This window comes from Geothrix sp., assembly GCF_020622065.1.
In the GTDB taxonomy this organism is placed as follows: Bacteria; Acidobacteriota; Holophagae; order Holophagales; family Holophagaceae; genus Geothrix.
The window spans coordinates 1,087,076-1,105,029 of record NZ_JAHRYQ010000001.1 but is presented as its reverse complement, the minus strand read 5'-3'; the positions used below and the strand labels follow the sequence as shown (position 1 = coordinate 1,105,029).

Below are 17,954 nucleotides of genomic sequence, written 5' to 3'. Positions count from 1 at the left end.
ATGTAGCCGTTTTTTTCCACCTCAAGTTTTATGCCGGAGGCGGCCCCTCACAGGGTCTTCATGTCCAGCACGAAGCGGTAGCGGACATCGTTCTTCAGCATGCGCTCGTAGGCCTCGTTCACCTGCTGGACGGGGATGAGCTCAATCTCGGAGACGATGCCGTGCTCGGCGCAGAAATCGAGCATTTCCTGGGTTTCCTTGATGCCTCCGATGAGCGAGCCCGTCAGCACCTTGTGGCCGAAGATGAGCGATCCGGCGGCCACGGGGGTGGGTTCCGGCGGCACGCCCAACAGCACCATGGCGCCCTCCAGGCGGAGGAGGCCCAGGTATTTGTTGTAGTCGTGGGGCGCGGAGATGGTGTCGATGATGAGGTCGAACTGGCCCGCCAGCCGCTTGAAGGTGGCGTCGTCGGAGGTGAGGCCGAAGTGGTGGGCGCCGAGCTTGCGGGCATCGGCCTCCTTCGACTTCGAGGTGCTGAGCATGGTCACTTCGGCGCCCATGGCGGCGGCCAGCTTCACGGCCATGTGGCCCAGCCCGCCCAGGCCCACCACGCCCACCTTGTCGCCCTTCTTCGTGTTGAAGCGGCGCAGGGGCGAATAGGTGGTGATGCCCGCGCAGAGCAGGGGCGCGGCTGCAGCCAGATCGAGTTTGGGGGAGACCTTCAGTGCGAAGGCCTCATCGACCACCACACTCGAGGAGTAGCCCCCCTGGGTGGGAGTCTTCTTGTCCATCTCGAAACTGTTGTAGGTGAAGGCGGCCCCCTTCTCGCAGAACTGCTCGAAGTGGCGCTGGCAACTGGGGCAGGTGCGGCAGCTGTCCACCAGACAGCCCACGCCCGCCAGGTCGCCGGTCTTGAAACCCTTCACATGGGCGCCCGCGGCGGTGACGCGGCCCACGATCTCGTGGCCGGGCACCATGGGGAACTTCGAGCCGCCCCACTCGTCGCGCACCTGGTGGAGGTCCGAGTGGCAGATGCCGCAGTAGGCGATCTCGATCTGGATGTCGTGGGGCCCCACGGCCCGGCGCTCGAACTGGAAGGGGGTGAGCGGCGCCGAGGGAGAGGTCGCGGCGTAGGCTTTGGCGATGGCCATGGAAACTCCTTGAGGCAGGACATCCACTCTAGTCCATGGCCGCGGGAAGACCAGAAGGCACCCCGGGGTGCGTGGCGTCGGGCCGGTGGGTTGGGCCATCCTGGAGCCATGACGCCCCTGCTGACCCGCCGCCTGCTCATCCGCCCCTTCACCCTGGAAGACGCGCCCTTCATCCTGCGGCTGCTCAACGAACCCTCCTTCATCGAGCACATCGCCGACAAGGGCGTGCGCACGATCGACCAGGCCGAGAACTACCTGCGTCAGGGCCCCCTGGCGAGCTACGCCGTCCACGGCCACGGGCTATGGATGGTGCAGGACCGGGGTGCGGGCACGCCCATGGGCATGTGCGGCCTCATCCGGCGCGAAGCGCTTCCCGAGGTGGACCTGGGCTACGCCTTCGTGCCGGAGTTCTGGGGACGCGGGCATGCCCGCGAGGCCGCCGCAGCGTGTCTCGCCTACGCACGCGAGGCCCTGCGGCTGCCGGGGGTCCTCGCCATCGTCTCGCCCGGCAATGCGTCCTCCATCCGCCTGCTTGAGGCCCTGGGCTTTCGTTCCACAGGAAGCATGGAATGGTCGCCGGGCGATGAGGTGGTCGTGTATCGCTTGGCCCTGGATTGAGCCGTCCTCATTACACAGATTCGATGGGTCCGTCGGTGACCGGCTCCTCCTCCTGGCGATGCAGCAGGATCAGATACCAGCCCAGGGCCGCCAGCAGGGGCACCCGGGGGCTGAAGTGGCCCGCAGGCGTGACCTCGACCTCAGCCTGGACCCGGTGAGGCCCTGGCCCCTCCTCGCCGTCGGGGTGCAGCTGGAGGGCGACCAGCACCTCCCCCCCGTCGCCGCGGAAGGACCAGGTGGCGGAGCCCAGGCCCTCGTGCCGCCACTGGAAGACGACCCCGCTGGTGAACCGGAGGCGGCCATGGCCCAGCAGGCCGGGACGGAACACGGCGAGGTCCAGATCGGATTCCTCCTCGCGCACGAGAATCGAGGGCCGGAGGAAGCCGGCCTGCTGGAAGGTCCATCGGCCCTCCTGGGTCTCGACGGTTCCGAGGGTCCGGCATGGCGACCCGAAGGACAGGGTCGCCAGCAGGTCCTCGCCGGCCCATAGCTCGTACCGGGGCTCGTACCGGGGCTCGGCGGCCTGGGGTTCCTTCCATTCGAGGGATGATCGGGTCGAGTCGGCGGTCTCGTTCATGGCTCCCCCTCCTCCAACGCTCCAGCGGGATGCGCTGGGCGCCGCCCCAAAGGTACGCCCGGAACGAGGGCCGACATGGCAGCATCAAACGACCACCGGAGGTTCCATGCCCCGCCCAGCCACCCTGCCCCTCCTCGACTGGAAAGCCGTGTTCGAATCCGGCCAGGAATACGCCGCCTGGTTGAGCGCAGCTGAATCGACCGAGCAGGCCCACGAGATCGAGGCACAGCGCCGTGCCCTCGTGCTGGATCCCACCGCGGCGGGCTTCCTGGCCACGCTGCCCGTCCCCGTGCATGTCGTGGCCATCGCCGAGGACTGGTGCGGGGATGTGGTTCGCCATGTGCCCGTGCTCCAGCGCATGGCCGACGCCGGGCCCAACCTCCGGGTCCGCTACATCAGCCGGGAGCAGCACCCGGGCGTGTTCATCCGCTTCCTCACCAACGGCGGCGAGGCCATTCCCAAGTTCATCTTCCTGAGTGACCGCTTCGTGGAATGCGGGAACTGGGGGCCCATGCCCGAGGCCTGCCGGGAGCTCATCGCCCGGGGCAAGGCCAGCGGGAATGTGGCCGCCGCGCGGAAGGAAGTCTCCGCCCGCTATGGGCAGGACGCCGCCCGCCAGGAAGTGGTCGACGAGCTGCTGCACCTCACCGACATCGCCGCCAGCCGGGAGCGCCAGGACCAGAGGCAAGTCGGCCTTTAGGGCGGGTCCGTCGTCCCCGGGCGGAGCCCCGTGAGCGGTCCGCCCTCCGCCCGGACTTGCGCCAGGAGCAAGGCGGTGCGCGCGTCCTCTGGATTCCGCGCGAGGATGGTCTCGTAGCAGCGGATGGCTTCGGCCGGAACACCCAGCTGGAGCTGCACCTTGGCCAGCCCGAGCAGGGCGGAGCGGTCGTAGCCGGAGTCGAGGGCGCGGCGGAACAGGGCCTCGGCCCGGTCGCACCGACCCAGCCGCGTGAAGCAATCCCCGGCCCGGCAGAGCACCTGCCGGTTCCTGGGATCGGCCTCCAGGATCTCGTCCCAGTAGGGTGCCGCCTCCTCGAAGCGGCCCTGCCCCCGCAGGGCGTCGGCCAGCCCGAAGACCGCGTGGGCATTGTGGGGATCCAGGGCGAGGGCCTCGCGGAAATGGTGCTCCGCGCGGAGGAAATCCAGTTTCCGGCGGCACAGGTTCCCAGCCATGGTGCGGATGTTCAGCAGGCCCGGGGCGAGGGTCAGAAGCTGCTCCCAGCAGGCCAGCGCTTCCTCCGAGCGATGCGCCTTCTGGTGCAGGTCGCCGAGCCCCATGAGGGCATAGCGGTCCCGCGGATCGTGATGCAGGGCGGCCTGGTAGTGGGCGGCGGCCCGCTCCAGCTGACCGGCCCGCCGGCAGGCGTCGCCCACGCGGGTCTGGACGGCGACATCGTCCGGCCGAACCGCGAGGTAGCGATCCCAGGTCTCGAGGCACCGCCCGGCCTCGCGAAGGCCCCGGTAGGCCTCGGCCAGCCCCCGCAGGGCCTGGGGATGGCGTGGATCCCATTCCAGAGCACGCAGGTAATGCTCGCTGGCGGCCTGGAAATCCCGGGCCTTGGAACTTGCGGCGCCCGCTTCGATTCGGCCCTGGAGGGTCTCCGCCCCGGTGTCCGACTCAGTCCACCCGAAAGTCATGTTATCCACCCAAAAGCATGATCAAGCATAGGCTGATTAGGTAAAAAATAAACATTGATAACTTGAACATCTTAAAAGAACATGCTAGCTTTTGCCCTTGGCGCCCGAGCCTGTTTTCCGTTCCGGTCGCCCCCCTCCGGGGATCCATGAACCAGCGGACACCCTGCACCTTCCAGCCGACCTCCACGGAGGTTCCCCTTGGTGCGTCCCGGAATTCGCATGGCCCGAGCTGGATCGGAATCCTGGGACCCACCTGTCCGGTCCTGCTGGTGGAGGATGATCCCGTCGCCCGGAAGTTCATCCGGATCACGCTTCAGAAGGCGGGCTTCAAGGTCCACGAGACGGGCAGCGGCGAGGAGGCTCTCGACCTCTTCAACCGCCATCCAACGCAGGTGGCCCTCCTGGACATCGGCCTGCCGGGCATGGATGGATTCGAGCTGTGCCAGAAGCTGAGGCAGCAGAGCGAAGCGCTGGCCATCCTCATCCTCACGGGACGGGGCGACGACTCCGACAAAGTGTCGGGCCTCGATCTGGGCGCGGATGACTACCTGGTGAAGCCCTTCGGTCCGGATGTGCTCGTGGCACGGATCCGGGCCGTGCTGCGGCGGTACGCGCACCAGTCCCAGATCTCGAACACCCTGTCCCTCGGCGACCTGCGCCTGGAATGCCTGACGATGAAGGTCTTCAAGGGCGGCCGCGAAGTGGATCTCACGCCCCGGGAATTCGCCTTGCTGGCCGTGTTCCTCCGGCACCCGGGCGAGGTGCTCACGCGGGAGCAGCTCCGCGAAGAGGTCTGGGGCGAGCACCACTTCGGCAGCGCGAAGGCCCTGGATGTCTTCGTGTGCAAACTGCGCGAAAAGCTCGAGGACGACCCCGCCCACCCGCAGCATTTCAAGACGGAGTGGGGCGTGGGTTTCGTCTGCTGCTAGCAGGAAGCCCCCTGCCCAAACCGGGGAACCCCAGCCGGCAGGCACTGGGCAATGAAGATTCAAACAAAGAAATAAAATGATTTATATTGTGGTTTTTCATCGATTTTTTAACAAATCTTAACCATTTTCGCCCTTGCTCGCTTTCTTCCACGGCATCACCTTAGACCTGTTCCAGTCACCTGCATCGGTCCGGTCAGGAACCCTCAATGCAACGCCCCAAGGCCGCTGCGCCCGCATGAACCCGGGACTGCGCCCGCCAGTGGCCTGTCTCACCCCGGAAACCCCCGCTCGGGGGAATCCGGGTTCCCCAAACATTGTCCGGCCAGGGTTGAATCCATCGCCCACCGGACGCTAGCCCCATATGGAGAATTCATGCGCAAGTTCATCGCCTTCGCGCTCGTCGCATCCCCATTGCTGGCCCTCGATCCGGTCGGCATCGGCAACAGCGACACCGCCACCGCCCACTCCTTCGCCAAGATCATGGCGCCCGTCAAGGTCGTGTCCACCCAGGACCTGAACTTCGGATCCATCGTGCTGGATGAGCTCGGAAAGGCCGCCAGTGTGGAGCTGACCTTCAACACGCCGCCCAACGGCAACCCGTCCCTCACCGACAAGAAGCTCGTGAACTGCGGCTTCTACAACAAGACCGCAATGCCGACCGCGGCCTTCTTCCACTATCAGCGGGACAACAACTTCGGCGGCGGCGGCCCGAGCCTCATGCCCGTCCCTGATGGCGATCCCAATGTGAGCATCGACATCACCGCCACCGATCTGATCGGCCCCCATGGGAAGGCCTGCCACTTCACCCCGAAGAACGACCTGCCCGTGGACTCCTGCCTCTACTTCCCGCCCAAGGAAGGCACCGCGGCCAAGCACTTCTCAGTGTTCGGCAAGCTGGACATCCCCTCGGATGCCATCCCCGGCAACTACGCCGGGACCATCACGGTAAAGGTCACCTACAACTGAGCCTCTGCGGCGTCAGGAATCCCCGGGGGCCGCGAGGTCTGACCTCGCGGCCCCCGGGTCGGCGCCGAAGGCCCAACACCCACCGCCATGATGCCGAGCCGATCTGCCCTATCCATCCTTCTTGGCTGCCTGCTGGCGATCTCCCGAGACGCCGGCGGCGGCCCATCAGCCGTCCCCCAGACGCCCGCGCCGTCTCCGCCCACCGCGCAACCGGCGTCACCTCCTGCCGGCCAGCCGATCAAGCCCCCTTCAGGGATGCCGGCCCCCCGGCCCGGAGGAACCGGAGATCTCGCCATCTTCCCCACCCGCGTGGTGCTCGAGGGACGCGAGCGCTCCGCCGAGATCATGCTGCAGAACTGCGGGGTCACGGCCGCCTCGTACCGGGTGAGCTTCAAGGAAATGGACATGCTGCCCGGCGGAAGGATCCAGGAGCGGGAGCGGAGGCCCGGTGAGATCACCGCTGCGGATCTGGTCCGCTTCTCCCCCCGCCAGGTGGATCTCGCCCCCGGCGAGTCCCAGACGGTCCGAGTCCAGGTGCGCAAACCGGAAGGGCTCCCCGACGGCGAATACCGATCCCACCTGCTGCTCCAGGCCATCCCCACCGCCGAGCCCCCCAAGCCCTCCGGCGAGGACCCCGAGCAGAAGCTGAGCTTCAACATCACGCAGCTGGTGGGCATCTCCATACCGATCATCGTCCGGCATGGACCGACCACGGCGAACATCACGCTCACCGGGTTCCGTTTCTGGCAGCCGGATGTACCCGAGGCGCTCCCGGTCCTGAGCCTCACCATGGAGCGCACCGGGAATCGCAGCGTCATCGGCGAGTTTGCCGTCACCGTGGAATCCGGCGGCAAGTTCAAGAAAGGCGCCCGCATCAGCGAGCTGAAGGCGATCGCCATCTACGCGAACCTCGCCAGACGGGAAGTCCACCTGCCCATGCAGCTTGGGCAGAACGGCGGGCTCAAGGGGACCCGGGTCAAGGTCACCTTCACCGCCACCGACATGAAGCTCCCCCCGGTCTCGGCCTCCTTCGACATCGACCACTGAACATGCCTCCAGATCGGTGTTTCCTCCGGGCGGCCGCGGCGGTGTTCCTCGCGGCCGCCCTGGTGGATGCGCAAGAACGGAAAGACGGCCCCCTGGACGAGGCCGACGCCATGATCCTGCAGCCCTACCTCGACCGGACCCCCTTGGGTGACGGCCTCCTGGCCTTTCCGGCCCGGCCGGCCCCCCTCGTCCCCCTGGGGGAACTGTCGCGGCTGCTGTCCCTCGGCATCACCGTGCAGGGCGCGAAAGGGCAGGCCTCAGGCTTCTTCATCTCGCCCAGGCGGCGCTTTGCGCTGGACCTCGCGGGCCGGACGGTGGAGGTGGAGGGTCGCCGCATGACCTTCGAGGCTGCGCAGGTGCGCGCCTTCAAGTCCGACCTCTATGTGGACGCCCGCCTCTTCCAGACATGGTTCCCCCTGGAACTTGAGATCGACCTGCGGGCCTCCGCCATCCAGATCAAGGCCAAGGAGCGCCTGCCGATCCAGGCCGCCTGGGACCGCGACAAGCGATACGGCGGCAAGCTCGGCTTCGCGCCGGATACTGACCCGGCGAACCAGGCGCCGCGCTATCCATCGCCCTATGCCTTCATCGATGTCCCCATGGTGGATCTCAGCGCCTCCTGGCGGACAGCCCAGCGGGGGGCCGGCGCCCCGGTCCAGGGCGCCGTCATGACCGGCGGCGACCTGCTCTGGATGAGCTCCGAAATCTACCTCACCCGGGACGCGAACGGCTCCTTCAATTCGAGCCGCGGGACGCTGTCCCGGGACGACCCCTCGGGCGGCCTGCTGGGGCCCCTCCACGCCAGGCATGTCGCCCTGGTGGACATCCCCACCCCCTCGCTGGAACTGGCCGGCTCCCTGCCCTCCGGACGCGGGGTGCTCGTGGACAACTACCCCACCTCGTACCGCGCCACCTTCGCCGCCCGGACCTTCCGGGGGCCCCTGCCGGAGGGCTGGACGGTGGAGTTGTACCAGAACGGCAGCCTGGTATCGTTCCAGCGGTCCCGGGCCGATGGCCAGTACGAATTCATGGATGTGCCGATGCGGTTCGGGCTGAACCAATTCCGGCTGGTCTTCCATGGCCCGCTCGGCCAGCGCACGGAACGGAACTACCGCCTGGACATCGCGCAGGAGCAACCGCCTCCGGGGACCTTCTACTACCGCGCGGCGGGTTGGCGGCCGCGAGCGTCGTACCTCACCTACCCCCTGGTGAGCCTCGACCCGAGTGCCCAGCCCATCCTGCTGGATCCGACCCACCGGACGGCCCTGCTGGCCGAGGCCGAATATGGACTGTCCACCATGTTCTCCGTGAAATCGGGCTTCAGCCGCATGGCCGTCTCCACCGGCACGCACGACTACAGCGTGCTGGGACTCCGGGCGATCCTGCCCTTCCTGTCCCTGCAGCTGAACGGAGCCCAGGACCAGGCTGAGAAGACGGATGGAACCGAGTCCAAGGGACTGGCCGCCGAGGGCATCCTGATGACCGGCATCGGCTACTCCACCATGACCCTGAGGCGGTCGGAGTACCGTCGGGGCTTCTACAAACTCGGCATCTCGGAGCGCGGCGAAGTGATCCGCACCGAGGACTTCGCGGACTTCTCGGCGCCTCTTCCCCTCAAGAGCTTCCCGCTGAACCTCTACCTCCAGCACCAGCGCCAGGTCTTTCTCGACAGCGCCTTCCAGAGCGATCGCGCCCAGGTCACGGCCAGCCTCTCCCGGCTCAGCATCTCGCCCATCCTCACGCGCATCCGCTCCCTGCGCGCCGGCCAGGAGTCCGTCCGGACCGAGGGGAGCGTCTTCGTCTCCTCCTTCGGCGAGAACCTCAACCTTCTGGGTTCGGTGACCTTCGCCCGGGAGCAGAACCGGACGCGGTTCCAGAGCTGGGGCCTGGGCGCGGACTACCGCCACGGAGAAGGGATGCTCTACCGGGTGACCCTGCAGGGGAGCAACGGATCCCTGCGCGACACGGCGATCAACGCCAGCGTCACCAAAATGACGGGGCGCATCGCCTACGGGGTCGATGCCAGCTACGCCCGGGCCACGGGCTATACCGCCGGCCTGCGCCTGTCGGCCTCCTTCGGACGCGAACCACGGACGGGCAAAGGCTTCATGGATGCCCGCGCCATGTCGTCCATGGGAGCCGTCTCGGCCTCCGCCTTCATGGACGAGAACTTGAATGGGCGGCGAGATCCCGGCGAACGCACCCTCGAGGATGTCCGGTTCAAGGTGGGTGGGAGCGAACTGCCGGAACGGCGGCCCGATCCCAAGGTCGCGTTGTACTCCCATGTGGGCAGGAGCCAGGATCTGGCCTTCCAGGTGGACGAAGGCACCCTGGAGGATGCCTCCATGCGGCCGACCCTCGCTTCCTATCGGATTCTCCCCAGGCCCGGCAAGGTCATGACCGTGGACTACCCCATCACCATCATGGGCGAGGTGAGCGGCACCACCCGGCTCCGCAAGGCCGGCAAGACCGAGGAGCTGCCGGGGCTCGAACTGGAGATCATCACGCCCGCCGGCACCTCCCTCAAGACGAAGCGGAGCGCCTACGACGGCTTCTTCGAGTTCCGTGACCTCCCGCCCGGTGACTATGTGCTTCGCATCACGCCCGAGGAGGTCCGCCGCCTGGGCTTGACGCACGCACCTTCGCGCCCCATCCACATCGATGCGAAGAAGAGCTTCCTCGAAGGCCTCGACCTGGTGGTGGAAGAAGGGCCCGCCGAAGCACTGCCCGTCCCGCCCGCCCGGGAGGACCCTCCTCCCCGAAAGCCCTGATCCGTTCGACCCCGACCCACCTGGAAAGGAGCTGCCATGTTCACCCGGCCCATCCTGCTCACCCTCGCCCTGTCCTCGGTGCTGGCCCAGGCCCAGGATCCGGCCATCCGGCTGGTGCAGGACATGCACTTCGGCGGCCTCCAGGTGGCGGACCGGGGCGGCATGATCACCCTCACCCACGAAGGGGTGCGGATCGCCTTGAGCCCCGGCCTCAGCCCCATCCTCCGGCCGACCAGCCAGGAGGCCCGGTTCCAGCTGTCAGGTCCACCCCGGGCCCGGTTCTTCCTGCGGCTGGATCCGCCGAAACCGCTGCTCGCTGGACCGCGGGGCGGGCAGATCCATGTGGAGTCGTTCTTCCCGTCCTTCCCCAGCCTGGAGGGAACCTTCGATGCCCAGGGTCAGGCGGAACTACGGCTCGGCGCCAAACTCGACATCCAGGCCGGCACGCCCGAAGGCCCCTACGCCCTCGAGCAGGTGATTCTGGAGATGCGGGTGCAGGGGAGCCCGGAACCCCGGGTGGCGCGGCAAGCCTTCGGCATTCGTGCCTACCTGCGCCCTGTCCTCAAGCTGAGCAACGGGAGCCCCCTGGACTTCGGGAGCCTGCTGCCAGGCTCCACCGAGGGCACCTTCAGCATCGCCCCGGATGGCTCACACCGGAGCACCCCCGCTGGGGGACCGCGTCTGGTCCGCGGCAATCCCCGGCCCGCGGCCTTCCTCCTGTCGGGCCCTCCAGGCTCGGGCTACAACCTGCAGCTGCCCACCCGGATGTTGCTGACGGGGCCCGGCGCACCTCTGGAAGTCCGTGAATTCGTCTGCGACCTGCCGGTCCAGGGCGCCCTTCCGACGGGCACGGTGCCCTTCCGGGTGGGTGCCAGCCTGGTGGTGCCGCCCGGACAGGCGAGCGGGCTCTACCGCGGGCTGTTCAAGGTGTCCGTCTGCTACCAGTGAAGCCGGATCCCGCCATCTGGAACATCAGGATCGCGCCGGCGGCGGCGACATTGAGGCTGTCCATGCCCGACGCCATGGGGATGGCCACCGCACGGTCGCAGCAGGCCAGCTGGCGGGCATCCAGGCCCGTGTCCTCCGGACCCATCACCAGGGCACAGCGGGGGGCCGGCCGCCAGGCATGCGCCTCCTCCGCCCCCGGCGTGAGCGCGGCGGCCACGGCTTCCGAGCCGGGTTCCGCCGCCTTCCAATCCGCCAGGAGCGCCCAGGGATCCTCTGCCCGCCACACGGGGATGCGCCACACGGCGCCCATGGAGACGCGCACGGTGCGCCGGGTCCACTGGCCCGGCCCCGGCCCCGCCAGCACGCCATCCAGGCCCAGGGCCGCGGCGCTACGCAGCAGCAGCCCCAGGTTCTCGCTGTCATAGAGGCGGGGCAGCACCAGCAGGCGGCGGGCGGCGCGCAGGGCCGGGGCCGGCGGCGGTGCGGGCACCTGGGCGCAGGCCATGAGGCCGCGGTGGAAGGGAAAGCCCGCCAGCTCCGACAGGGCCGCGGGTTCCATCGTCAGCAGGTCCGTGCCGGCCGGAAGGCGGTCGCGAAGCTCTGCCGCTGCCGAGGTGGTGGCGGCCACGGAGATGACCTTCAGGCGCCCGGCGCGGCCCGCCTCCAGCAGGTCCTCCACCAGGATCCGGCCCTCCGCGATGAAGCAGGTCCCGTAATCCGGGTGCTCCCGCGTGCCGGCGAAACGCAGGTCGCGGTAGGGGTCCCAGGGGTCGAAGGCCGGCATGGGATCAGGTTACAGGCGGTAGGCTGGTGCCATGCCCCGCAAACTTCCCCGGCACCTCACCTGGCTCGAGGCCTTCGTGGCCGTCGTGGAGACGGGCTCGCTCGAGGCCGCGGCCCAGCATCTGAGTGTGGCTCGCTCGGTGGTGAGCGAACACCTCCGCGCCCTGGAGGAGACCCTCGCCGAGGGCGAGACCTTGGTGGAGCGCGGGCCGGGCCGCCGCCTGAGCCTCACCCCGCGGGGGGAGCGCCTCTTTGCCGGCGCCCAGGCCTCCTTCCATCAGCTGGACCTGAAGCGCCTGCGGGATCTCGCCTCGCCGGAACCCGGGCTGCGCCTGGGCCTGAACCCCACCCTCTCCGCCCTGCTGATGGAGCCGCTGGCCCAGGCCGCCGCGCGCACGGGCCTCAAGTTGGAGGCGGCCTTCGGTGGCGCCCACGAGCTGGTGCGCCAGATCCAGACGCGCCAGCTGGACCTGGCCCTGGGCTTCACACCTCTGCCGCCCCACCGGGGGGTGGAATACCGCGTGCTCGCCCGCCTGCCCTTCGTGGTGCTGGCCGCGCCCGGCTGCGGGCTGGGGTGCGGGCTGGCTCCCGGGGCGGGCTTCCTCCGGGTGAAGGACCTGGCCGACAAGCCCTTCGTGGATTGGCTGAGGGACGATCCCTACGGCGGCGCCAACTCGGCGCGCTTTGCAGGGGCCGGGATCCAGGTGCGGGAAGCGGCCCGGGTGGAGAATTTCCTCCAGCTCTATCCGACCCTGCGGGCCTTCCGGGCCTGCGCCATCGCCCCGGATCTCCGGGCCCTGGGGCCCTTCCCCGCGGATCTCCATATCTGGCCGCTGAAGGAGCGGAAGGCCCAGGCGGTGGAAGTGGTGGCGCTCTGGCCCTCGGGCGGGGCGTCCGCCGCGGCCGAGGCCTGTCTGAAGGCCCTGGCCGCCCACCTTCGCAAACGACGATAATTCGACGAATGGTTCATTATTTATTTAATTTCCGCCTATCTGTTCTGACACTAGGCTTGGGGGGTTCCCGGAGCGCGGTTTGACCCTCCCCTCGGCCCATCCCCTGACACCCAGTCCCACCCGGCGAGCCATCGACCGGCTGCCGGCCCACCTCCGCCGCTATGTGGTGGATCAGGACCACGGAGCCTACACACCCAGGGACCATGCCGTGTGGCGGCACATCCTCCACCGGCTGACGGACCGCCTGAAGCACACCGCCCATGCGAGCTACCTATGCGGCCTGGCCGCCACGGGCATCGGTCTCGAGGCGATCCCCAGCCTCGACGAGATGAACGGGAAGCTGGAGGCGCTGGGCTGGTCGGCCGTGGGCGTGCGCGGCTTCATCCCCCCGGCGGTGTTCACGGAGCTGCAGTCCCTGGGGGTGCTGGCCATCGCCGCGGACATCCGCAGCCACGAGCACATCGAATACACGCCGGCCCCGGACATCGTCCATGAGAGCGCGGGGCACGCGCCCATCCTGGCGGACCGCCGCTACGCCGACTACCTGAAGCGCTGCGGCGAGGCGGGCTTCCGTGCCATCGCCTCGGTGGAGGACCAGGCGGTCTACGAGGCCATCCGTCATCTCAGCGTGGTGAAGGAGGATCCCTCCGCCACCGAGGAGGAAACGCAGCTGGCGGAGGCACGGTTGCGCGCGGCGGCCGCCAGCCGGCGTTACGAGAGCGAAAGCACCAAGGCGAGCCGCCTCTACTGGTGGACCGCCGAGTACGGCCTGGTGGGCGACCTCGATGACCCGAAGCTTTACGGAGCCGGGCTCCTCAGCAGCCTGGGCGAAGCGGTCCATTGCCTCACGGACACGGTGAAGCGGGTGCCCCTCAGCCTGGCCTGCGTCGATGCCGAGTACGACATCACGCGCATGCAACCCCAGCTCTTCGTGGCCCGGGACTTCGACCACCTCTTCGATGTGCTCGAGGCCTTCGAGGCCACCCTGAGCTGGCGGCGGGGCGGGGATCACGGATTGGCAGAGGCCCTGCGGGCCCGCACCGTGAACCACCTCCAGCTGGCAGATGGCCTCGAATTGACGGGTCGCGTGACGGGGCAGATCGTGGCCCGCGGTCCGGTGGCCCCGGGACTCTCCACGGCCCTGGCCCGGATCGAGGGCCCGGTGCTGCTGTCCCGGCGCGGCGCAGCGGAAGGCCCGCCTTGGGCGGGCGAGGCCCTGGTGGCCTTCGGACGGGGCGCCTTGCCCCCGCGCGGAGCCTTCAGCCTGGAGCTGCCTTCCGGGCTCGCCCTCTCGGGCTTCCGCGTGGACGGGCACGAGGTGATCGACCTGCGGGGCCACCTGGATGGCCGCCCCCTGGACCTGCCCAGCTGGGCCCTGCTCTTCCTCAGCGAAGGCCTGCCCTCGGTGGCGGGGGGGCCGGCGGATCCGGGTTCCTGGGATCGCTGGTTCGGCGATCAGGGGGCCTTTTCGGAGGGAGAGGCCGAGGCCCAGGCCCGGACCCGCAAGGCCGAGTCCCTTCCGGCGGAAGTTGCGGAACTTTACCTCGAGGTCCGGGCATTGAGGGAAGGTGGCCGGCGGGATGGCCCAGGCCTGCGGGCCCTGGCCGACCAGGTCCGGAGGCATCCCGCCGAGTGGCTGCTGCAGGCTGAACTGTCGGAACTGGAGGCGATGGCATGAGCTGGACCGAAGAGAACGGAAGCCTGGTGCGGACCTTCAAGACCCCGGATTTCCTCACGGCCTACCACCTGGTTGGTGCGGTGGTGGGGCCCGCCGAGGGACTGAACCACCATCCCGACATCGCCTTCGGCTGGGGCTATGTCCGCATCGCCCTCACCACCCACGATGCGAACGGCATCACCGACCTGGACCACCGCCTGGCCCGGCTCATCGATGATGCGGTTAAACCCTTCGGACTATGACCATTTGCCGTTTGTTTACTGTCTGAGCATGGACAGGTCCGTTATTCTGAAAAGTCCATGAGGAACCCCTTGCCGACCCTGCCACCCCCCCCCCGCCACCCCCATCCATCCCTGCTGAAGGGCGCCCTCGTCGGGATCGGCCTGCTGGGCCTGACCCTGGGCTGCCGCCCGGACGGGGTCTCCCACTTCCGGGTGCCCAAGGAGACCGCCGCGCCCCACCCGGACCATCCGGGACACGCCGAGGAGACCATGCCGCCCCAGGCGGCCGGTCCTGAGCCCGCCGGTCCCGCCGCCTCGGCCCGGGGGCCGCTGAAGTGGTCCCTCCCCAAGGGCTGGAGCGAGCTGCCCGGCGACGGCATGCGCTTCGCCACCTTCAAGACCCCCGTCGCCGGTCGTCTGGAGGCCACCGTGGTGGTCCTGCCGGGTCCGGCGGGCGGCGAGCTGGCCAATGTGAACCGGTGGCGCGGCCAGATCACCCTGCCCCCGATCGACGAGCAGGCCCTGGCTGCCGCCCGCGTGGTGCTCAAGACCAAGGCTGGCGCCGTGAACCTCTACGACTTCACCAACGACGGCACCAAGAGCCGTCTGGTGGCCGGTCTGATCTCCACGCCCGACGGGAACACCTGGTTCCTGAAGATGAGTGGGGACGCCGCCGCCGCGGCGAAGGCCAAGCCTGACTTCATGCGCATCCTGGAGAGCCTCCGCCTTGATTAAGACACTCGCCACCCGCCTCTGGAAATTCCTGAAGTCCTTCCAGCTCACCATCGTCCTCCTGGCCCTCCTCATGGCGCTGGTGGTGCTCTGCACCCTGGCCCAGGTGGAGATGGGCACCGCGGGCGCCGTGAACGCCTACATGCGCAGCTTCTTCGTGTGGCGCCAGTTCCCGGCCCTGCCCTTCCCCCTGCCGGTGTTCCCGGGCGCCGCGCTCGTGGGCCTCCTCCTCACCCTCAACCTCATCGCCAAGACGCTCGACATCCAGCGCTCCTGGACCAAGGCCGGCATGTGGCTCGTCCACTCGGGCCTGGTCATCCTCTTCGCGGGCGAATTCGTGGCCGGCATGATGCAGGTGGACACCAACATGTCCATCGAGGTGGGTCAGACGGTCAACTATGTCCAGAGCTACAAGAATGTGGAACTGGCCGTCATCGATGTCACCGATCCCGCCTTCGACGAGGTCTATTCCGTCCCCGACACGCTGCTGTCGCGCCGTGCCTCGATCCCCGTCCCCGGCACGCCCATCACCCTGAATGTGAAGCGCTTCTATCCCAACGCGGAGCTGAGCAACCTGCCGCCCGGTTCCCCCGCCCTGGCCACGGCCGGCGTGGGCCAGGGCGTGGCCATTGTGGAGCGCCCCACGGTCACGGCCGACAACGACATGAACCAGACCTCGGTCGTCGTGGAACCCGTCGCCGGCGGCCGGAGCTATGGCACCTGGCTGGCCTCCGTGGCCATCGGCCAGCCGCAGACCTTCACCCATGAGGGCCGCACCTACGCGCTGACCATGCGCCTGCGCCGCCAGTATCTGCCCTACGCCTTCACGCTCAAGCAGTTCCGGCACGATGTCTATCCCGGAACGGACATCCCCAAGAACTTCTCGAGCCTCGTCCAGGTGGTGAATCCCGCCCAGAACGAGTCCCGCGAGGTGCTCATCTACATGAACCAGCCGCTTCGGTACGAGGGCAAGACCTTCTACCAGGCGAGCTTCGGCAAGAACGACACGCTCTCGGTCCTTTCCGTGGTTGAAAATCCCGGCTGGCTGCTCCCGTATGTGTCCTGCGTGCTGGTCTCCCTGGGCCTGCTCGTGCACTTCGCCATCGTCCTCCGGCGCTCCCTCAAACGGCGCCAGGACAAGAAGGAGGGCTGACCATGACCTTCGTTCAGAAATACCTCGCCTGGGGGGCCGGCACCCTCGCCCTGCTCGTCGCCCTCATCTTCGCCCTGCCCGGCGGCAAGGCCCGCGGCTTTGATGTCAGCGGCTTCGCCACCCTGCCCATTCTCGAGGGCGGCCGCGTCAAGCCCCTGGACTCCGTGGCCCGCAACTCCCTGCTGGTGATCCACAGCCGCCAGGGATTCCGTCACGAGGGCCGCATGGTGGGCCCCGACGAATGGATCCTTGATGTGATGTTCCGACCCCAGGTGGCGGATCAGCAGGCCATCTTCGTCATCGACGATCCCGATGTCATCGGCCTCATCGGCGCCAAGCAGACCAAGAACCGGAACTATTTCAGCTTCGCCGACCTCTCCTCCCACCTGGAGGAGATCCAGAAGCAGGCCATGGCGGCCCAGCCCATCGCCGCCCAGAAGCGCACCCGCTTCCAGAGCGCCATCGTCAACCTGTTCGACCGGGTCTACCTGTATTACAAGCTCCGGAATACGCTGCAGTTGGCCGGGTCCCCCGGCCTGGGCTGGGAGATCCAGTCCCTCGGCACGCCGGATGCCACCCTGCGCCACCAGGACCTGATCCAGCTCGCCCAGTTCCGGATTCTGCCGCCCCCGGCAGGAGCGGGTCCTGATGCCTGGCAGAGCGTCGGCCAGGCCCTCAGCGCCGCTTCCAGCGGTGGCGCGATGCACCCGGGCCTGGTGCCCCTGGCCAAGCTCAACGCCGCCTACATCACCAACGATCCCGCCAGCTTCAATCAGGCCCTCGATGAGATGAAGGGCGTGGTCACCACCCTGAAGCCGGGCGCGCTCAGCCACGCCTCGAACGAGATCCTCTTCAACCGCGCCCAGCCCTTCTTCGTGGGCCTCTCCATCTACTTCGTGGCCTTCCTCGTGCTGTGCGTCTCCTGGATCTGGAAGCCCGGGCTCCTGCAGCCCACGGCCTACGCCCTGCTGTTCGCCGGCGCCATCGTCCACACCCTGGGTCTGGCCGCCCGCATCATCCTGCAGGGCCGCCCCCCGGTCACCAACCTCTACTCCTCCGCCGTTTTCGTGGGCTGGGGCGCGGTGATTCTCGGCCTCATCGTTGAGCGGATGTACCGCAAGGGCTTCGGCACCGCCGTGGCCGCTGCGGCCGGCTTCGCCTCCCTGATCGTGGCCCAGAACCTGGGCACCGAGGGCGACACCATGGAGATGATGCGCGCCGTGCTGGACTCCAACTTCTGGTTGGCCACCCATGTGGTGACCATCACCATCGGCTATTCCGGCACCTTCCTCGCGGGCGCCATTGCCATCGGCTACGCGTTGCGCAAGCACATCGCCGCCAAGGCCGATCCGGAAACCGACAAGGCCCTGGTGGACATGGCCTACGGCATCATCTGCTTCGCCCTGTTCTTCAGCTTCGTGGGCACCGTGCTGGGCGGCATCTGGGCCGACCAGTCCTGGGGCCGCTTCTGGGGCTGGGATCCCAAGGAGAACGGCGCCCTGCTCATCGTGCTGTGGAACGCCATCATCCTCCACGCCCGCTGGGCCGGTTATGTGCGCGAGCGGGGCACCATGGTCATGGCCATCTTCGGCAATGTGATCACCGCCTGTTCCTGGTTCGGCGTGAACATGCTCGGGGTGGGCCTCCATTCCTACGGCTTCATGGACCAGGCCTTCTGGGCCCTGACCGGCTTCATCGCCAGCCAGCTGCTCCTTATGGCCATCTGCTACGCGCCCGCCCGGTTCTGGATCACCAAGCCCGGCGCCCACACCTAGGCTTTTCTCCGCCGCAAAAAAGGGCTCCCGATCCGGGGGCCCTTTTTTGCGGCCGCGAACCTCCAGGAAGGCTG

Annotated in this window: 17 protein-coding genes; 13 read left to right on the top strand and 4 right to left on the bottom strand. The window is 68.1% G+C overall.

Going from position 1 to position 17,954, the window contains the following annotated elements:
- Nucleotides 1-47: 47 nt before the first annotated feature.
- Nucleotides 48-1,091 (bottom strand): NAD(P)-dependent alcohol dehydrogenase, encoded by a 1,044-nt coding sequence (locus QZ647_RS05125; RefSeq protein WP_291271135.1) that lies wholly within the window; start codon nt 1,089-1,091, stop codon nt 48-50.
- Nucleotides 1,092-1,199: 108 nt separating this feature from the next.
- On the opposite strand from QZ647_RS05125, the gene QZ647_RS05120 reads away from it, so the two are divergent.
- The gene (locus tag QZ647_RS05120) at nt 1,200-1,709 is read left to right on the top strand and encodes a GNAT family N-acetyltransferase (RefSeq protein WP_291271134.1); all 510 of its coding nucleotides are present in this window, start codon (nt 1,200-1,202) and stop codon (nt 1,707-1,709) included.
- 10 nt (nt 1,710-1,719) lie between these two features.
- Here the strand turns inward: QZ647_RS05120 and QZ647_RS05115 are convergent, their stop codons facing one another.
- Nucleotides 1,720-2,286: a hypothetical protein gene (locus QZ647_RS05115; RefSeq protein WP_291271133.1), complete on the bottom strand. Its 567-nt coding sequence runs from the start codon at nt 2,284-2,286 to the stop codon at nt 1,720-1,722.
- A gap of 106 nt (nt 2,287-2,392) precedes the next feature.
- On the opposite strand from QZ647_RS05115, the gene QZ647_RS05110 reads away from it, so the two are divergent.
- Entirely contained in the window at nt 2,393-2,986 is a 594-nt protein-coding gene (locus QZ647_RS05110; protein WP_291271132.1) for a thioredoxin family protein, read from the top strand.
- Here QZ647_RS05110 and QZ647_RS05105 read toward each other — a convergent pair.
- Nucleotides 2,983-3,924, bottom strand: a complete 942-nt coding sequence (locus QZ647_RS05105; RefSeq protein WP_291271131.1) for a tetratricopeptide repeat protein — start codon at nt 3,922-3,924, stop codon at nt 2,983-2,985. The two genes, QZ647_RS05110 and QZ647_RS05105, sit on opposite strands and share 4 nt — an antisense overlap.
- Before the next feature lie 146 nt (nt 3,925-4,070).
- On the opposite strand from QZ647_RS05105, the gene QZ647_RS05100 reads away from it, so the two are divergent.
- From QZ647_RS05100 to QZ647_RS05080, 5 genes are all read left to right on the top strand, one after another.
- Nucleotides 4,071-4,853 (top strand): response regulator transcription factor, encoded by a 783-nt coding sequence (locus QZ647_RS05100; protein WP_291271130.1) that lies wholly within the window; start codon nt 4,071-4,073, stop codon nt 4,851-4,853.
- A 372-nt stretch (nt 4,854-5,225) separates the two neighbouring features.
- The gene (locus tag QZ647_RS05095) at nt 5,226-5,819 is read left to right on the top strand and encodes a DUF4402 domain-containing protein (protein WP_291271129.1); all 594 of its coding nucleotides are present in this window, start codon (nt 5,226-5,228) and stop codon (nt 5,817-5,819) included.
- A gap of 255 nt (nt 5,820-6,074) precedes the next feature.
- On the top strand, nt 6,075-6,866 hold the full coding sequence (locus tag QZ647_RS05090; RefSeq protein ID WP_291271128.1) for a fimbria/pilus periplasmic chaperone: 792 nt from the start codon (nt 6,075-6,077) through the stop codon (nt 6,864-6,866).
- Nucleotides 6,867-6,868: 2 nt separating this feature from the next.
- A complete protein-coding gene (locus QZ647_RS05085) occupies nt 6,869-9,637 on the top strand; it encodes a hypothetical protein (RefSeq protein ID WP_291271127.1) in 2,769 nt (922 codons plus the stop codon).
- 36 nt (nt 9,638-9,673) lie between these two features.
- Entirely contained in the window at nt 9,674-10,585 is a 912-nt protein-coding gene (locus QZ647_RS05080; protein WP_291271126.1) for a DUF4402 domain-containing protein, read from the top strand.
- On the opposite strand, the gene QZ647_RS05075 is transcribed toward QZ647_RS05080, so the two are convergent.
- Nucleotides 10,560-11,369: an RNA methyltransferase gene (locus QZ647_RS05075; RefSeq protein ID WP_291271125.1), complete on the bottom strand. Its 810-nt coding sequence runs from the start codon at nt 11,367-11,369 to the stop codon at nt 10,560-10,562. The genes QZ647_RS05080 and QZ647_RS05075 overlap by 26 nt on opposite strands.
- Nucleotides 11,370-11,400: 31 nt before the next feature.
- Between QZ647_RS05075 and QZ647_RS05070 the strand changes: the two genes are divergently transcribed.
- The 6 genes from QZ647_RS05070 (at nt 11,401) to ccsA (ending at nt 17,880) form a co-directional block, all read left to right on the top strand.
- Complete coding sequence (locus tag QZ647_RS05070) at nt 11,401-12,321, top strand: LysR family transcriptional regulator (RefSeq protein WP_291271124.1); 921 nt, start codon at nt 11,401-11,403, stop codon at nt 12,319-12,321.
- A gap of 79 nt (nt 12,322-12,400) precedes the next feature.
- Entirely contained in the window at nt 12,401-13,999 is a 1,599-nt protein-coding gene (locus QZ647_RS05065; protein WP_291271123.1) for an aromatic amino acid hydroxylase, read from the top strand.
- Nucleotides 13,996-14,241, top strand: coding sequence for a 4a-hydroxytetrahydrobiopterin dehydratase (locus tag QZ647_RS05060; RefSeq protein ID WP_291271122.1), 246 nt, complete (start codon nt 13,996-13,998; stop codon nt 14,239-14,241). Before QZ647_RS05065 ends, QZ647_RS05060 begins: the two co-directional genes overlap by 4 nt.
- A 69-nt stretch (nt 14,242-14,310) precedes the next feature.
- Nucleotides 14,311-14,955 (top strand): hypothetical protein, encoded by a 645-nt coding sequence (locus QZ647_RS05055; protein WP_291271121.1) that lies wholly within the window; start codon nt 14,311-14,313, stop codon nt 14,953-14,955.
- Complete coding sequence (locus QZ647_RS05050) at nt 14,948-16,105, top strand: cytochrome c biogenesis protein ResB (protein ID WP_291271120.1); 1,158 nt, start codon at nt 14,948-14,950, stop codon at nt 16,103-16,105. The genes QZ647_RS05055 and QZ647_RS05050 overlap by 8 nt, the downstream gene beginning before the upstream one ends.
- 2 nt (nt 16,106-16,107) lie before the next feature.
- On the top strand, nt 16,108-17,880 hold the full coding sequence (gene ccsA, locus QZ647_RS05045) for a cytochrome c biogenesis protein CcsA (RefSeq protein ID WP_291271119.1): 1,773 nt from the start codon (nt 16,108-16,110) through the stop codon (nt 17,878-17,880).
- The last annotated feature ends 74 nt before the right edge of the window (nt 17,881-17,954 follow it).

Excerpts from the sequence above, each read along its gene's own strand:
- QZ647_RS05125 (WP_291271135.1), bottom strand. The coding sequence starts at position 1,091 with ATGGCCATCGCCAAAGCCTACGCCGCGACCTCTCCCTCGGCGCCGCTC.
- QZ647_RS05120 (WP_291271134.1), top strand. The coding sequence starts at position 1,200 with ATGACGCCCCTGCTGACCCGCCGCCTGCTCATCCGCCCCTTCACCCTG.
- QZ647_RS05115 (WP_291271133.1), bottom strand. The coding sequence starts at position 2,286 with ATGAACGAGACCGCCGACTCGACCCGATCATCCCTCGAATGGAAGGAA.
- QZ647_RS05110 (WP_291271132.1), top strand. The coding sequence starts at position 2,393 with ATGCCCCGCCCAGCCACCCTGCCCCTCCTCGACTGGAAAGCCGTGTTC.
- QZ647_RS05105 (WP_291271131.1), bottom strand. The coding sequence starts at position 3,924 with ATGACTTTCGGGTGGACTGAGTCGGACACCGGGGCGGAGACCCTCCAG.
- QZ647_RS05100 (WP_291271130.1), top strand. The coding sequence starts at position 4,071 with ATGAACCAGCGGACACCCTGCACCTTCCAGCCGACCTCCACGGAGGTT.
- QZ647_RS05095 (WP_291271129.1), top strand. The coding sequence starts at position 5,226 with ATGCGCAAGTTCATCGCCTTCGCGCTCGTCGCATCCCCATTGCTGGCC.
- QZ647_RS05090 (WP_291271128.1), top strand. The coding sequence starts at position 6,075 with ATGCCGGCCCCCCGGCCCGGAGGAACCGGAGATCTCGCCATCTTCCCC.
- QZ647_RS05085 (WP_291271127.1), top strand. The coding sequence starts at position 6,869 with ATGCCTCCAGATCGGTGTTTCCTCCGGGCGGCCGCGGCGGTGTTCCTC.
- QZ647_RS05080 (WP_291271126.1), top strand. The coding sequence starts at position 9,674 with ATGTTCACCCGGCCCATCCTGCTCACCCTCGCCCTGTCCTCGGTGCTG.
- QZ647_RS05075 (WP_291271125.1), bottom strand. The coding sequence starts at position 11,369 with ATGCCGGCCTTCGACCCCTGGGACCCCTACCGCGACCTGCGTTTCGCC.
- QZ647_RS05070 (WP_291271124.1), top strand. The coding sequence starts at position 11,401 with ATGCCCCGCAAACTTCCCCGGCACCTCACCTGGCTCGAGGCCTTCGTG.
- QZ647_RS05060 (WP_291271122.1), top strand. The coding sequence starts at position 13,996 with ATGAGCTGGACCGAAGAGAACGGAAGCCTGGTGCGGACCTTCAAGACC.
- ccsA (WP_291271119.1), top strand. The coding sequence starts at position 16,108 with ATGACCTTCGTTCAGAAATACCTCGCCTGGGGGGCCGGCACCCTCGCC.